Raw genomic sequence first — 15270 nt, 5'->3', positions numbered from 1 at the left:
GGTACTGCGTAACAGTGGGAGAGTAGGTAGCCGCCGTTTTTAAGAAGAGTCCCCTTCAGTAGAAATATTGGAGGGGATTTTTAATTTCTTAAAACTCTGTATATTCAGAGGAAATGTTTTTTTAACATATTAAGTCGCTAACTCATCGAACAAAACATATTGTAGCTTGTTTTTATAAAAGAGTTAAACTTTAATGTTTAAATGATGTGAACGACGATGAACATATACAATTTATTGCTACATTTGTGGCCGAATCTATTGGAATCGATTAAACAACTAAAAATACAATGAAATTTTCGCCGAAATTCATACTCGCTTTTCTTCTGCTGATGCTATCATTTAGCGTAAGTGGGAATGCTGTGAATTTCTCTCCCCGTATTTTTAGTGACTCACCTTGTCAATTATCGGAATTATCTTCTGACAGCCATCAGCGCTCTTCTGTAGATGGGCAGTCTGTTAGCTATGATAGCGTCCGTTCTTTGTCTGTTTCTGATGTAGAATTAGGACTTAAACTCGTAACAGAATCAAACTCGAATAATTATCGTCTGCGTAGAATCATTGAAATCAATGACTCTTTGAAAGACGTTATGCATAAGTTTCTCGTGTTAAGAGAAAACTCTTTAGTATTAGATCAAAGTAAATCATTTTATTCGGATAAGGATCCACATTACTCCATTACGTGTAGCGACTACTACGTGTTCGCTTTAAGACGCATCCTTATTTAGTCTTTTCCCTATTTTATTCGTTTTTTTTCGTACTCTGTATGAAACCGTGTGACTTTACCTTTTAAAAGTTGCAGGGTCTGTAGCGCAGTGTGTCTAATCGAAATATTTACTTCCTAAATAACTAAAATTAATTTCTTAACAAAAAAACTTATTATGGAAACTACTAAAAAAACTCAAGTTGTAGGTATAAAGAATGCCGGTATCGTAATCATCTGCTGTTTAGTAATAGCTGTATGTATCTTTCAATTCCTATTAGGTAACCCGTCCAACTTTATGAACAATGACCCTAACAATCACCCGTTGAACATGTTGGGTACTATTTACAAAGGTGGTATCATCGTACCTATTATCCAGACATTGTTGTTAACCGTACTTGCTTTGAGCATCGAGCGTTATTTTGCTCTTCGTTCTGCTTTCGGTAAAGGTTCATTGTCTAAGTTTGTAGCTAACATCAAAGACGCTTTAGCTGCAGGTGACATGAAGAAAGCACAGGAAATCTGTGACAAACAACGTGGTTCTGTTGCTAACGTAGTAACTTCTACTTTGCGTAAGTATGAAGAAATGGAAAAGAACACAGCTCTTCCTAAAGAACAGAAGCTGTTGGCTATCCAGAAAGAACTTGAAGAAGCTACTGCTTTGGAAATGCCTATGATGCAACAAAATCTTCCGATCATCGCTACTATCACTACTTTGGGTACATTGATGGGATTGCTCGGTACTGTAATCGGTATGATCCGTTCATTTGCTGCTTTGTCTGCTGGTGGTGGTGCTGACTCTATGGCTTTGTCACAAGGTATCTCTGAAGCTTTGATTAACACTGCTTTCGGTATCTTGACTGGTGCATTGGCTGTTATCTCTTACAACTATTACACTAACAAAATCGATAAATTGACTTACGGACTCGACGAAGTCGGATTCTCTATCGTGCAAACTTTTGCTGCTACTCACTAATTCTGCGAACCCTTATAAAATCTATTATTAATCATGGGTAGAGCGCAAATTAAAAAGAAAAGTACGTTCATAGATATGACAGCTATGAGTGACGTTACTGTATTGCTTCTGACTTTCTTTATGTTGACTTCAACATTTGTGAAGAAAGAACCAGTACAAGTTACCACTCCGGCTTCCGTATCGGAAATCAAGATTCCGGAGACGAATGTACTCCAGATTCTGGTTGATCCGGAAGGAAAAATATTTATGAGCCTCGACAAGCAGCAGGATATGCAGGCTGTATTGGAGAGCATGGGTGAAGAGTATGGCATTAAGTTTACTCCGGAACAGGAGAAGAGATTTATCTTGTCTTCTACTTTTGGAGTACCTATCAGAAGTATGCAGAAATATCTTGATCTCCCGGAAGATCAACGGGATAAGATCCTAAAGAATGAAGGTATTCCATGCGATAGTGTTGACAATCAGTTTAAATCGTGGGTACGTAATGCACGTACTGCTAACGCTGATCTACGTATTGCTATCAAGGCAGACGCTACGACTCCATACTCAGTGATAAAGAACGTTATGAACTCACTTCAGGATTTGCGGGAAAATCGGTACAATCTGATTACTTCTCTCAAAGCAGAATCTGAAAATTAAAAAGGAGGAAATACAATGAGTGCTGAAGTACAAGAGAGCGGCGGAAAAAGAGGAAAGAGCAAGCAAAAGAAAATATCTGTCCGGGTGGACTTTACACCGATGGTGGACATGAACATGTTGCTGATTACTTTCTTTATGCTTTGTACCACACTGAGCAAACCTCAGACGATGGAGATAAGCATGCCGAGTAATGACAAAGATATAACTGAACAACAAAAGAGTATGGTGAAGGCTTCACAAGCAATTACGTTATTGCTGGGAGCTGATAACAAACTCTATTATTACGAGGGAGAACCTAATTATAAGGATTATACCTCGTTGAAAGAAACTAGCTACGGCGCAGATGGACTGCGTGCCGTACTTCTTCAGAAGAATGCTGTTGCTGTCAATAAAGTAAGAGAATTGAAGCAGCAAAAACTTGATCTTAAGATCACGGATGATGAATTTAAGAAGCAGGTTTCTGAGATAAAGAGCGGAAAGGATACACCGACCGTAATTATCAAAGCTACTGATGATGCTTCTTATATGAATCTGATTGACGCGCTGGACGAAATGCAGATATGTAATATTGGTAAATATGTGATAACAGATATCGCTGAAGCTGATGAATTCTTGATTAAGAATTACGATGCGAAAGGTGGATTGTCACAAAACTTAGCCGATAATTGATGTAACACCTAAAAAAGAAAAGTAAAATGGCAAAATTAGATTTAGCTTCTTCGGAATGGTGTCAACTGATTTTTGAAGGCAAAAACCAAGCATACGGCGCATATAGACTGCGTGCCAATTCAACAAAACGACATAATGTCGCAATGTTGATTGTGGTAATCATAGCAGCAGTTGGATTCAGTATCCCTACACTGCTTAAGTTGGCAACTCCGGAGCAGAAAGAAGTGATGACAGAAGTAACTACTCTGTCTAAATTGGAAGAACCTGAAATCAAACAGGAAGAGATGAAACGCGTAGAACCGGTTGCACCTCCTCCCCCTGCATTGAAGAGTTCTATCAAGTTTACAGCTCCTGTCATCAAGAAAGATGAAGAGGTGCATGAGGATGATGAGATCAAGAGCCAGGAAGATTTGAATGCAACCAAAGTATCCATCTCTATTGCCGACGTAAAAGGTAATGACGAGGCTAACGGTAAAGATATCGCAGACCTTAAGCAGGTGGTAACACAGGCTGCACCGGAACCGGAAAAGGTTTTCGATATGGTAGAACAAATGCCGACTTTCCCTGGTGGACAGACTGAATTGATGGCTTACCTGGGTAAGAATATCAAATATCCGACTATTGCACAGGAGAATGGAACACAAGGTCGCGTTATTATACAGTTCGTTGTAGAACGTGATGGTTCTATTTCTGACGTACATGTGGCTCGTGGTGTAGACCCTTATCTGGATAAGGAAGCTGTTCGTGTGGTAAAAAGCATGCCGAAATGGCTCCCTGGTAAGCAGAATGGAAAAGCGGTACGTGTGAAGTTCACCGTTCCGGTAATGTTTAGATTACAATAAAAGATGATGAAGAGACAATTTAGGCTGATAGGACTCGTAGCGTTGGTAGTCTTGAGTGCTTGTAACTCAAAATCAAAAGGACCGACGGATACTTATTCTTCCGGTGTGGTATCTATCGCAGCGGATGAGAGTTTCGAACCTATCATACAAGAAGAGATAGAGGTGTTTGAAAGCCTGTACCCTTTGGCCGGGATTGTCCCTCGCTACACAACTGAAGTGGAAGCGATAAATTTACTTCTGAAAGACAGTGTCCGGTTGGCTATTGCAACCCGGACACTGACTAAGGAAGAAATGAATTCATTCCACAGCCGTAAGTTTTTCCCTCGCGAGATAAAATTGGCTACGGACGGTCTGGCATTGATTGTGAATCGTGCTAATCCGGATTCTTTGTTGAGTGTACGTGATTTCCGCCGCATCCTTACCGGTGAGGTGAAAAACTGGAAAGAGGTTAATCCGAATTCCCGTTTGAAAGGGATTCAGGTGGTGTTCGATAATAAGAACTCCAGTACCGTACGTTTTGCAATGGACTCAATCTGTGGTGGAAAAGAGTTGGCTGAAGGTAACGTCAGTGCCTTGAAAACCAACCAGCAGGTGATAGATTATGTAGCGAATAATCCCGACGCTATGGGAGTTGTTGGAGTAAACTGGTTGGGGAACCGCAGTGATACAACCAATCTTTCTTTTCGCGAAGAGATCAGAGTGATGTCAGTGAGTGCAGAGGATGTGGCAACTCCTGCTAACAGTTATAAACCTTATCAGGCTTACCTGTTTTATGGTAACTATCCGTTGGCACGATCTATTTATGCATTGCTGAATGATCCTCGCAGTGGGCTGCCTTGGGGATTTGCTTCTTTTATGACATCCGATAAAGGGCAGAGGATTATATTAAAATCCGGACTTGTTCCGGCTACTCAGCCGGTGCGTATTGTCCACGTGAAAGACGAATAATAACTAAAATTAGAGACTATAATGAAAAGAGTACAAATGTTTTTAGCTGGAGCGTTTATAGCAGTAGGGTCGCTCTATGCGCAATCATCTGACGCCGAATGGCAGGCTGGGGTTGCGAAATTGAAAGAAACTATTCAGACGAATCCGGCACAGGCTGCTGAAGAAGCTGAACATCTGATTAAAGGAAAAAATAAGAAAAATGTGGAATTGTTGGTGGCTATTGGAGACGCATATCTGAATGCTGACAAGATTCCCGAAGCGCAGGAGTATGCAGCTCTTGCCAGAAAGGCGAATGGTAAATCGGCTCTTGCTTCTGTATTGGAAGGAAATATTGCCGTAAAACAGAAAAATGCGGGTCTTGCTTCTCAAAAGTATGAGGAGGCAATTTATTTCGATCCGAAATGTACGGAAGCTTATCTGAAATATGCAGATATTTATAAATCAGCCAATGCAAGTCTTGCCATTGAGAAGCTGAACCAATTGAAGGACCTGGAACCGTCCAACACAGCTGTAGATAAAAAATTAGCCGAAATTTACTATTTAAAAAATGATTTTAATAAGGCAGTAGAAGCTTATGCGAATTTTGCAATGGGACCTACTGCTACGGAAGAAGATTTGGTGAAGTATGCTTTTGCTTTATTTTTGAACCATGATTTTGATAAATCACTCGAAGTAGCTAATATGGGATTGCAAAAGAATGCCCGTCATGCTGCGTTCAATCGTTTGGCAATGTATAATTATACTGACCTGAAACGTTTTGATGAAGCGTTGAAGGCTGCCGATGTCTTCTTCAAGGAATGTGATAAAGCCGATTATTCGTATTTGGATTATATGTATTATGGACATCTGTTGGAGAGTCTGAAAAAATATGATGATGCAGTAGTACAATATGAGAAAGCGGTAAAGATGGATCCGACGAAGACGGATTTATTTAAAAATATCTCTTCTGCTTACGAACAGAAGAATGATTATAAAAAAGCAATCAGTGCTTACCAGAAATATTATGCATCTCTTGATAAGGAAAAACAGACTCCGGACTTACAGTTCCAGTTTGGTAGACTTTATTACGGTGCTGGTACGCAACCTGATTCATTAGTAATCACTGTTGAAGAACGCAAGCAGGCGTTAATGTCCGCCGATTCTACTTTCCATGCAATTGCGGAAGCAGCGCCGGACAGCTATTTGGGTAACTTCTGGAGAGCACGTGCCAATTCTGCACTTGACCCTGAAACAACTCAAGGACTTGCGAAACCTTTCTATGAGGAAGTGGCCGCTTTATTGGAAAGCAAAAACGATCCTCATTACAATTCAGCTTTGGTTGAATGCTACAGTTATCTTGGATATTACTATTTGTTAGCTATCGAAAATCCGGCATTGAAAGCCGAAGCAAAGGCTAACAAAGATAAATCCATAGAATACTGGAGTAAAATTCTGGCTATAGACCCCGCTAATGCTACTGCTAAAAGGGCATTGGACGGCATCAAATAGTGAATAATTTTAGTTGTTTGTCGTGACAGGAGGAGTGGAGAGTGATCTTAGCTCCTCCTTTTTTTGCACTTTTTTCTCCTTTTCTATTGGAATATTCAAAAGATTATCTACTTTTGTGGTGTACTATTACACTAATACACCTAAAGATCATTATTCATTAAACAGAAATACTATGATTACAGTAGAAAATCTTTCATTTACTTATCGTAAATCGAAGCGTGCGGTACTACGTGATTTTTCGCTTTCGTTCGAATCCGGCAGGGTATATGGACTGTTGGGAAAGAATGGTGCGGGAAAATCTACTCTTCTCTATCTGATGTCCGGTTTGTTGACTCCTAAAAACGGTAAAGTGATGTTTCACGATACAGATGTGCGCCGTCGGTTGCCGGTTACTTTGCAGGATATGTTTTTAGTTCCCGAAGAATTTGAGTTGCCTTCGGTTTCTTTGGTCAGCTATATTGAGTTAAACAGTCCTTTTTATCCTCGTTTCAGTAAGGAAGAGATGATTAAATATCTCCATTATTTTGAGATGGATATAGATATTGATCTCGGAGCGCTTTCTATGGGGCAGAAAAAGAAAGTGTTCATGAGTTTTGCGCTTGCTACGAATACCTCTCTTTTGTTGATGGATGAACCGACCAACGGGCTGGATATTCCAGGCAAAAGTCAGTTCCGCAAGTTTATAGCATCGGGTATGTCGGATGATAAGACGATTGTGATTTCTACACATCAGGTTCGTGATATCGACAAAGTGCTCGATCATGTGTTGATAATGGATGACAGTCGTGTGCTGCTCGATGAATCGACAAGTAATATTTGCGACAAACTTTTCTTTGTGGAGAGTGATGATCGGGAATTGGCCAAAAGTGCGCTTTTTGCAATTCCTACTATTCAGGGTAACTACCTGATCCTTCCTAATGAAAAGCAGGACGAGTCGGAACTAAACCTGGAACTTCTTTTTAATGCTACACTGGCTACTCCTGAAGAGATAGCCCGATTGTTTCACACTCAAAAATAAAAGACGATGATAAAAGATACTTTTTTCAGTTTGCCTCGTTTTATAAATCTCTGCCGTAAGGAGATGGTAGAGAATTGGAGATCGAATGTGCTTCGTATGGTGTTGATGTATGGAGTGATGGTAGTGGTAATGGTTTGGAATGGATATTTTGAGTATAAGACTTATGATCCGGTGAGTTTTGTTAAACGTTATGCAGGCTTCGATCCTGCTTGGGAATTTATACTGATGGCTTTTCTGTGGTTTATGTTCGGATTTGGTTGTTTGAGTGGATCGCTGACGATGGAGAAGATGAAAAGCAAGACAAGTAGGCTGGCTGCATTCATGATACCGGTTACTCCTTTTGAGAGATTTTTTTCTCGTTGGCTGATATCGACCGTTGTTTTTTTTGTTGCTTTTCTCATCGCTTTTGAATTGGCCGATTACACACGGGTATTTGCTTATTCGCTTATATATCCGGAGATAAAAGAGGTGATACTTCCTGTCTGTCTGGGGGATCTGGTCGGTAGCGGAAAGAGGTGGTTCTTATTCAGTGAGGCGTATGAACTGGCACTTGTCTTGTCTATTTATTGCTTTATACAGTCATTGTTCGTGTTAGGCAGTTCTGTTTGGCCGAAGAACTCATTTCTTAAGACTTTTGCTGCTGTTGCTATCATTGTTTTAATTTATGTATTGATAGGGATATTTGTCGGTAATATGTTATTTCATGGGGGGAATAAAGATTATGGTCATATATTCTCCTCTATAACGGAGAAGCAAGCCTTTATTCTGGCAACTACGGGTTTTATGTTTTTTGCATCGGTTAATTGGGTGCTCGCCTATTTTCGTCTCAAGGAGTCCGAGATCATTCAACGTATGTAATACTTCAGACTATGAATTTTAAAGAAAGTAAAGCTATTTATTTACAAATTGCAGATCGAATCTGTGATGAGATACTTCTGGGACAGTTTGCAGAAGAGGAACGTATTCCTTCTGTCAGAGAATATGCTGCCATTGTAGAAGTAAATGCCAATACGGTAATGCGCTCATTCGATTATCTTCAGTCACAGAATATTATTTATAATAAGCGTGGGATTGGATATTTTGTTGCTACCGGTGCGAGAGAACTGATTCATTCTTTGCGAAAGAATACATTTTTGGAAGAAGAATTAGATTATTTTTTCCGGCAAATTAGGACGCTGGATATTCCGATAAAGGAGATAACAGATATGTATCGGGAATTTTGTAAAAAAGAACAGTAAAATAAATATTATGAAACGTACAACTTATATACTAATAGGACTTTTTATAGCTGGACTTTGTGTTCTGGTGGGCGGGATGTTTATGATGTTTTGCTTAGGAAGGCCATATTTTTCCAATCAATTGAATTTACAGGGAGAGCAGTTGACCAAAGAGGTGCCGGTTTGTCGGGTAATATGGCTTACTCAAACAGAGATGAGTACGGAAGAACGCAGTGTTTGGCTGGCAAATTCTTCTTTGGAAGTACAACCTTCAAAGGAAAAGAAGAATACATTTTCTTGTTCGGAGAAAGTAAATGACTATATGAAGATGACCATTATGGGAGATACATTGAAGATTCTTTTGGACTACTCGTTGGATGAACTTCCACAAGAGTTTAAGGAGTCTAAATATGTGGGATTGAGTACGGGAGATATGCGGCTGAATTTGACACAAGAGGTGGAATGTGTGATAAATGATATCTACATGCAAAAAGTAGTTCTTAAAAATCTGATAAAGGATTCTCTTTCCATTGATACTTCTAATTCCGTCATGGTGGATTCTTGTGGTTTTAGAGCATTGAATGTCATCAGGAGTGGTAGAGACGTGGAATTCCAGAGTGGAAATATTGATAACTTATATTTGAATTTGAATAGGATGGATAATTGGTCTGTGAATGTTGAGGGATGTCACATTAATACAGAATATCTGACTGGTGGAAATGCTGACGTACAGCTTCAAAAAGGAGAATGTCAACGTATGTTCTGGATTCCTGAAAAAGATGGTTCTAAATTGGCGGTTACATTGACTGAAAAAGCCTGTGTGACGGCACTGGAGTAAGTATATCTCTACCCCCCCCCAAAAAAAAAGGTGGGGCATAAAATCATCCTCACCAACAGATAGCTGTAGTGAGGATGATTTTAATATATGAGGGTTTTGACTTCTTATTTTGGGACCGTTTTTGTATCCTATTGCAGCGCTTTCTTCAGAGTGAAACAGTCGATGTCCGGTGCCCAGTTATAACTATTACCCATGCGAATAGTGTTGTATCCGGCTTTTAATTCAACGGGAACTGTGATTTGGTTATGACCATTATCCTCTCCCAGAGAGTCGATTTTGGTAATGATACCGTTTACGTCCAGTTCTATTTGTCGTCCTTTGCCATATAAATAATGGATGGTCATATCATAGCGTCCGCCATTTTCGCTATATACTTCCCGCCATTCGGCATAGTTTTCAGGTTGTCCGCCAAGGAAACCTACTTTCATTTTGCCGGAGGCTTCCTTATCATGGGCATAAATAATACCTTTAGGATTTTTGCCAAGGTCATTGAAAAGAGGTAGGTAAGCCCATTCCGCTTCGTAGAGGGTCGGTTCCAGACGTGTTTCGCCTTCTATGCGGAGGAACATGGCACTGTGTGCAGGAAGCGTTTGTTCGAAGGTACCGGAGAAATTTCCTAAATCGCTATGTTTTACCAGATCACGTACTTTTACGTTTCCTCCAAATTCCAATGAAGAGAACGGCACGAAAAAACTGCAGATGGTATCAGAAGGATTGTAAAGAGCTACTGCACGTACATTCCCACGTTTCTGTTCAATATCTTTCACGAGTACATAACCTTCATTTTCATGTTGCGCTACATAAGCCTGTAAGCCCAGCGGATCTTGGTTGAGGGCGATCAGTTCTTTATTTGTCAGCAGTTCGAGCGAAGAATCCGGCATGTTTTCCAGATTGCATCCGATAAGCAAAGGAGAGCTCATGATACACCACAAACCGAAATGAGCTTCTTCTTCTGTCGGAGTAAGACCTTGTCCACCTACTTTACTGTCGTTGCGGAATCCGATGACCATCATATCCATGTCATTATAATGTCCGTTTCCGGCATAAGCCGACAGGTAGAGATTCTTTCCGACTACATATCTTAATGATCCCCAATGTGCATTAATATCTCCACTGATACGCCAGGAAGTTGCCGCATCTTTAGCCCAAGTGCCCGGGAAGGCCCATCGGCAAATATTGATGGAAACATCTTTGTTTACTTTGTCTATACTGTTCCGGATGGAAGTGTAGCGTTCCTTTTCATTAAGTCCCAGCGCATCTCCTCCGCAGTAATCAATTTTGATAAAGTCGAAACCCCAGTCGCCAAAGTATAATTGGGCGTCTTGCGGTTCGTGTCCGTAGATACCAGCTCCTATGCCTGCTGCATCATTGTCCCACATGGAGCCACATGTACTGTTGCCCGCATCGGTATAGAGACCAGCTTTCATTCCCAGGCCGTGAACGTAATCCGCAATCGGTTTCATCCCATTCGGGAAACGTTGTTCGTGGGTATGCATAATCCCGTTGTCATCACGCTTTCCGAAATAGCCGTCATCAACATTGACATAATGATATCCGGCATCTTTCAGACCTTTTTTCACCATCAGGTCGGCTTGATGCTTGATGATGTCTTCGCTGATGTCTACGCGAAATGCATTCCATGAACTCCATCCCATGATGGGAGGATTGACTGTCTTTTCATTCTCGGAGAGGGTAGTTTGAGTCTTTGTACAACTGATGCACATAAAAGAAGCTACTGCTACTGTAAAGAGATAAATCCTGTTTTTCATGATATAATAGGTTGTGTTTTATTACATATCCGTCCCGAATTTGTTCAAGTGACTGAATAGAAATAAAGGGCAACTTACTGTACTCCAGAAAGCTACCCTTTATATTTGTCGGAATGAGGCGAATTATCGCGCAATTATTCTCTTGCAAGGGTAACTGATTATTAAATAGTTATAGTCCTTAAAATCCCACGGTTAGAACTTTCTCGTCCCGATTTCGTCCCGGATAATGGGCCTTCATTCTTACTATTATTTTTCATAATGTTCATCAAAATTATTGCATTGTTAATTAGTATTTTGAAACTATATATGTTATTCCTCCAAATCCGATCCGCTTGCACCTGCACATTCGGCATTGTCTCCCAGAAGGACATGCATTTTTTTCCTTTCAGATTGTAACTCCTCAATAAGACGTTGCTGCGAGCAGATTGTTTCTGCTTGCTGTTTTATGATATCATACATATCTTGTGGAATGAAGACTCCATTTGGCAGAGTGTTACTGGGAGGTTGTATCTCTTTTATTTTTTCTCCTCTTCCAGTTAGAAGCCACTCTGTATTAAGTTCAGGAAATGTTAGAGTAATGCTCTGTAATTTTTCTGGGCTTATAGATTTTCTTATGTTATTTACATATCCATTTGACAGACCTACCTGGGATTCAAACCTGCTTTGGCTTAAACCTTTATATTTGATAAAATCTATAAGTCTTTCTTTTACAGTCATATAGCGTTTAATGGCTAAATTATTTCTAATTACACAGATAAATGCTCTGTAAATTACTTGTATTTTACAGATAAATGCTCTATGTTTGCATCGTGTTATAAAAACGACACCACGAAGTTAATAAAACATCTTGTAATAACATTAGTATAAATTAAAATTTTATCAATTATGGTATTTAGTAAGTACATGCAAAGTCTTCCGAATCAGCAAACTGATACAATAAAACAGATTGCTAATTTGACAAGCTCAACGACTACATCTGTGTACCGATGGATAGCAGGTAAAGCTCGTCCACCTTTAGTTAAACAGAAATTGATTGCCGAGTTTCTTGGATTTAAACTTGATGAACTTTTTCCACCTGAAGAGAAAGGAGGTGAAGCATGATCTTATGTAATATTGAGTTTTATTCTACTCCTGATGGTGAAGTCATGGTGAAGGAATGTAATCAAGCTGTTCGCAAATTGGAAGAATCGGACCGTGATTTGATTTTATCTTTCTTTATTGCTATCAGAGATAGGTATCCAGTTGCTTTTAAAAGATTAAGTGAGCTTTATTCTAAGAGCGAAAAAAATCGTCTGCATTTTGAATATAAAATAGTCCATCGATTTGCTCGGTGTAATTTTGGTGAGTATGATCAACTGAATTATGATATTGATCGGAATGGATCTTTTCAGTTTGAAGAAGTACGTTGTCCTCTCCGGGGGGAATGTCAAGATGAGGGAGTTGTTTGTAAGCCTCTGATAGATTCAAAGTTATCCGTCCGAGAGCTTGAAATATTAACCTTAATTGCTGAAGGGTTGCAGGCTACTGAAATAGCGAATGAATTATCAATTTCAACAGCCACAGTAAACCGGCATCGGGAAAACATAAAGGCTAAGTTGTTTTTAAAAACGATTGGGCAGATGGCAAATTATTATTTGACTAACATAAAAAAATGAATAATATGGAAATTAAGAGACTACTAAACCACAATCTTCTTGCCGGTATCGTGGAGAGAGTGCATGAAGATAATCTTCCTGTAGAGATTTGTGTAGGTGAGAATAAGAATGGGCTGGTTGATGTTTTATTTGTGTATCCGGATACATTTCAGGATGAATTTGAACCCTTAATGGACGGTGTGTTTAATGAGGTGTTTGGTCCGTTAGAAGGAGGTTTTGAGCTATGAATACGCCATGTTTTACCAATAACTTGCTTGCCATGCAAGAAAAGTTATATCAATTTGCCTATCGATTGACCACTAATGCTGATGCAGCTCGTGATCTACTTCAGGAAACCTCTCTTGCAATATTGGATAACGAGGAGTTATATACTCCTAATACCAATTTCTCTGCCTGGTGTCATACAATAATGCGTAACTTATTTGCAAATCAATATAGAAGGACGATGCGTGAGAGAGCCTATTGTGATACCGTGTCTAATCCTATGTTACGATCTTATGATTCAGCGGTAGATAGTTCTTCTGATACGTCCGAAATACTGCAGGTTCTGGATCTGCTACCTGATTGGCAAAAAGAATCTTTCATTTTACATATTTCAGGATTTAAGTATCGGGAAATAGCAGAAAAACTGAATCTCCCATTGGGAACCGTAAAGAGCCGTATTTTTCAATCTAAACAACAGCTCAAACTTCAATTGCAGGACTTTGTATGAACTAGATCAGAAGGAATTAAATCATGGAAAAAATTATTTTTATAGGTGGTATAGGAAGCGGGAAGACGTATTTAACCGAAGCGATCATTTCGCAAAATGGAGGAGTGATTCTGCACCCGATGTTAAAAAAACAATTAATACTGCAAGCAGTGGAGATCTGCAAACAAATCGCCTTTGATGGATTTACCGAACATAGGCTTATAAAGAAAATATTGTCAGAAGATACATTTTGCTATTTGACACATGTTCTATGTACATTTCAATCTAGGCCGAAGTGGTTGACACCTATGTTTGTGAAGAAACATCATATAAAGGTTTTTGAGATTTGTAGGCCGCCTTGCATTGCCATTAAACATGGGCAGAAGAGAACAAATTTATGACACCATACGGAGAAATAGCTGATATTGGATTATAACTGAATAGAAAGGGATAGTAATATGGATTCAGAAAAGCAAGGAATTTTTCTTCTAGCACTCAAAAAGAGCAAGAAGCGTGAAGGTATTACCTACTGTGTAGGTGTGTTTAGGTTAGGAACTCCAAACATAGAATTTATTCTAGGCGAAACAGACAATGACCGGGAATATAAGGTAGGCGAAGAAGTCGCTTATATTTATAATGCAGATTATGTTGGTAGTATGCAAGCAGCTTTAGATTGGTTAAATAATAGAAAGTAATAGAAGAAAGATATGTGATTCATTAAAAAAAATCAAGAGATAACATGAATAAGATAAAAATCGAAATTACTCCTGATGGCTGGGAGAGTACCGTAATCATTGACGGTAAAGAGTATAAAGAGAAGCATGTTGCAACAGCATTTGGCTCTGAAAGTATCGAAGGTAATTTTGAAAGTGAAGACGGTATACCAGAAGAAGTATACGACGCATTAAATTCATCTTTCCCCTTCGAATGTATGCAGGCATTATATTCAATCGAATAATATTCAATACAAATCAAATATGAATCAAATGGATATAAAGTTAAGTAAGATGCAGCTTATTCATTTAGGGAATATCTGCAAAAAAGGATGGGGCGGTTATAGCAAACCATCTGCTGAATTGGACGAAATGGTAGAAAATGGTTTATTGACAAAAGAGGCTGGACCATTCGGAGATGTTGTTTATCGTCCAACCAACAAGGGATACGAGTTTATTAATTCCTAACTAATAGAGAAAGGAACATTATGGATACAAATTTATACTCGGTCTGTGAACTAACAACCGAGCAGAAAAAGGCTTTCAATAAGCTAAAGAAAGCATATAAAGAATGTGAGAAGGCAGGCATTTACTTTGCTAATTGCTACGGTGATTTGATGGCTTTTGATAAGAAACTTGTGGCTGGATATGGGGATGATTCTATGCCACCGGACGGTGAATATACAGTCAAACTGTATAATGGCTGCCCAGCTGATTATATGCGAATTGCCAACGAATGGGCGGACGATACTCACGTATTAGGTTTGACTAAAAAGGGGATGAAGTTGTATTTGTCGAATGAAGAATAATTCAATACAATATAAGAAGGAACTAAAGTATGACACAAGAAAAATTCATTGCATTGTCAAAAGAAAAGGTTGCAAAATTGAATAAAGGTTCAAAAGAAGCAGAGGAAGCATGGAGAGCCGGGTATCTGTATTTAGCAGAGCAGTTACGTATCAGCTTCAATAACAAAACGCAACTTTACTTTTTAGAAGAAGTAGAAGAAATTGTCGAGGATTCTTACGAACTTGATGAATTTGAATAACGTAAAACAAATTAAAAATGAAAATTTATGTAATCACACTCGCACAGTTTTTCCCGGTA

The 15270-nt window shown here is 39.2% G+C and carries 23 protein-coding genes; 21 read left to right on the top strand and 2 right to left on the bottom strand.

The window, feature by feature from the left end; all coding sequences use genetic code 11:
* The first annotated feature begins 287 nt into the window (after window positions 1-287).
* The 11 genes from DXB58_RS26990 (at window position 288) to DXB58_RS26940 (ending at window position 9335) form a co-directional block, all read left to right on the top strand.
* Window positions 288-725: a hypothetical protein gene (locus DXB58_RS26990; RefSeq protein ID WP_122138840.1), complete on the top strand. Its 438-nt coding sequence runs from the start codon at window positions 288-290 to the stop codon at window positions 723-725.
* Window positions 726-878: 153 nt separating this feature from the next.
* A complete protein-coding gene (locus DXB58_RS26985) occupies window positions 879-1676 on the top strand; it encodes a MotA/TolQ/ExbB proton channel family protein (RefSeq protein ID WP_004311923.1) in 798 nt (265 codons plus the stop codon).
* Between the two features lie 33 nt (window positions 1677-1709).
* On the top strand, window positions 1710-2315 hold the full coding sequence (locus tag DXB58_RS26980; protein ID WP_004296287.1) for a biopolymer transporter ExbD: 606 nt from the start codon (window positions 1710-1712) through the stop codon (window positions 2313-2315).
* A gap of 15 nt (window positions 2316-2330) precedes the next feature.
* A complete protein-coding gene (locus DXB58_RS26975) occupies window positions 2331-2984 on the top strand; it encodes a biopolymer transporter ExbD (RefSeq protein WP_122138839.1) in 654 nt (217 codons plus the stop codon).
* A 26-nt stretch (window positions 2985-3010) separates the two neighbouring features.
* Entirely contained in the window at window positions 3011-3826 is an 816-nt protein-coding gene (locus tag DXB58_RS26970) for an energy transducer TonB (RefSeq protein ID WP_122138838.1), read from the top strand.
* Window positions 3827-3829: 3 nt separating this feature from the next.
* Window positions 3830-4774 carry a PstS family phosphate ABC transporter substrate-binding protein gene (locus tag DXB58_RS26965; protein ID WP_004296284.1) on the top strand — a complete coding sequence of 315 codons (945 nt, stop codon included), beginning with the start codon at window positions 3830-3832 and terminating at the stop codon, window positions 4772-4774.
* Between the two features lie 21 nt (window positions 4775-4795).
* The gene (locus tag DXB58_RS26960; RefSeq protein ID WP_199488022.1) at window positions 4796-6262 is read left to right on the top strand and encodes a hypothetical protein; all 1467 of its coding nucleotides are present in this window, start codon (window positions 4796-4798) and stop codon (window positions 6260-6262) included.
* A gap of 172 nt (window positions 6263-6434) precedes the next feature.
* Entirely contained in the window at window positions 6435-7280 is an 846-nt protein-coding gene (locus tag DXB58_RS26955; protein WP_004296281.1) for an ATP-binding cassette domain-containing protein, read from the top strand.
* A 6-nt stretch (window positions 7281-7286) separates the two neighbouring features.
* On the top strand, window positions 7287-8138 hold the full coding sequence (locus DXB58_RS26950) for a hypothetical protein (RefSeq protein WP_122138836.1): 852 nt from the start codon (window positions 7287-7289) through the stop codon (window positions 8136-8138).
* 11 nt (window positions 8139-8149) lie between these two features.
* Window positions 8150-8518, top strand: a complete 369-nt coding sequence (locus tag DXB58_RS26945) for a GntR family transcriptional regulator (protein ID WP_122138835.1) — start codon at window positions 8150-8152, stop codon at window positions 8516-8518.
* 10 nt (window positions 8519-8528) lie between these two features.
* A complete protein-coding gene (locus tag DXB58_RS26940) occupies window positions 8529-9335 on the top strand; it encodes a hypothetical protein (protein WP_122138834.1) in 807 nt (268 codons plus the stop codon).
* Window positions 9336-9463: 128 nt separating this feature from the next.
* Here DXB58_RS26940 and DXB58_RS26935 read toward each other — a convergent pair whose 3' ends face one another.
* Both DXB58_RS26935 and DXB58_RS26930 read right to left on the bottom strand, forming a co-directional pair.
* The gene (locus DXB58_RS26935) at window positions 9464-11104 is read right to left on the bottom strand and encodes an alpha-galactosidase (protein WP_122138833.1); all 1641 of its coding nucleotides are present in this window, start codon (window positions 11102-11104) and stop codon (window positions 9464-9466) included.
* 309 nt (window positions 11105-11413) lie between these two features.
* Window positions 11414-11821: a helix-turn-helix transcriptional regulator gene (locus DXB58_RS26930; protein ID WP_122138832.1), complete on the bottom strand. Its 408-nt coding sequence runs from the start codon at window positions 11819-11821 to the stop codon at window positions 11414-11416.
* Between the two features lie 168 nt (window positions 11822-11989).
* On the opposite strand from DXB58_RS26930, the gene DXB58_RS26925 reads away from it, so the two are divergent.
* From DXB58_RS26925 to DXB58_RS26880, 10 genes are read left to right on the top strand one after another with little or no spacing between them, the layout of a single operon-like run.
* On the top strand, window positions 11990-12205 hold the full coding sequence (locus DXB58_RS26925) for a helix-turn-helix transcriptional regulator (protein WP_122138831.1): 216 nt from the start codon (window positions 11990-11992) through the stop codon (window positions 12203-12205).
* The gene (locus DXB58_RS26920; RefSeq protein WP_122138830.1) at window positions 12202-12759 is read left to right on the top strand and encodes a response regulator transcription factor; all 558 of its coding nucleotides are present in this window, start codon (window positions 12202-12204) and stop codon (window positions 12757-12759) included. Before DXB58_RS26925 ends, DXB58_RS26920 begins: the two co-directional genes overlap by 4 nt.
* 5 nt (window positions 12760-12764) lie before the next feature.
* Window positions 12765-12986 carry a hypothetical protein gene (locus DXB58_RS26915; protein WP_147338751.1) on the top strand — a complete coding sequence of 74 codons (222 nt, stop codon included), beginning with the start codon at window positions 12765-12767 and terminating at the stop codon, window positions 12984-12986.
* Window positions 12983-13471: an RNA polymerase sigma factor gene (locus DXB58_RS26910; RefSeq protein ID WP_122138828.1), complete on the top strand. Its 489-nt coding sequence runs from the start codon at window positions 12983-12985 to the stop codon at window positions 13469-13471. The genes DXB58_RS26915 and DXB58_RS26910 overlap by 4 nt, the downstream gene beginning before the upstream one ends.
* A gap of 23 nt (window positions 13472-13494) precedes the next feature.
* Window positions 13495-13851: a hypothetical protein gene (locus DXB58_RS26905; RefSeq protein ID WP_122138827.1), complete on the top strand. Its 357-nt coding sequence runs from the start codon at window positions 13495-13497 to the stop codon at window positions 13849-13851.
* A 57-nt stretch (window positions 13852-13908) separates the two neighbouring features.
* On the top strand, window positions 13909-14145 hold the full coding sequence (locus DXB58_RS26900) for a hypothetical protein (protein WP_122138826.1): 237 nt from the start codon (window positions 13909-13911) through the stop codon (window positions 14143-14145).
* Window positions 14146-14189: 44 nt separating this feature from the next.
* Window positions 14190-14408, top strand: coding sequence for a hypothetical protein (locus DXB58_RS26895; protein ID WP_122138700.1), 219 nt, complete (start codon window positions 14190-14192; stop codon window positions 14406-14408).
* A gap of 28 nt (window positions 14409-14436) precedes the next feature.
* On the top strand, window positions 14437-14631 hold the full coding sequence (locus DXB58_RS26890; protein ID WP_233527377.1) for a hypothetical protein: 195 nt from the start codon (window positions 14437-14439) through the stop codon (window positions 14629-14631).
* 20 nt (window positions 14632-14651) lie between these two features.
* Window positions 14652-14972, top strand: a complete 321-nt coding sequence (locus DXB58_RS26885) for a hypothetical protein (RefSeq protein WP_122138824.1) — start codon at window positions 14652-14654, stop codon at window positions 14970-14972.
* A 29-nt stretch (window positions 14973-15001) separates the two neighbouring features.
* Entirely contained in the window at window positions 15002-15211 is a 210-nt protein-coding gene (locus DXB58_RS26880) for a hypothetical protein (protein ID WP_109114679.1), read from the top strand.
* Window positions 15212-15270 lie beyond the last annotated feature (59 nt).

The sequence above is a fragment of the Bacteroides sp. OM05-10AA genome, assembly GCF_003439055.1.
GTDB lineage: Bacteria > Bacteroidota > Bacteroidia > Bacteroidales > Bacteroidaceae > Bacteroides > Bacteroides intestinigallinarum.
This window is presented reverse-complemented; position numbering and strand designations above follow the sequence as displayed.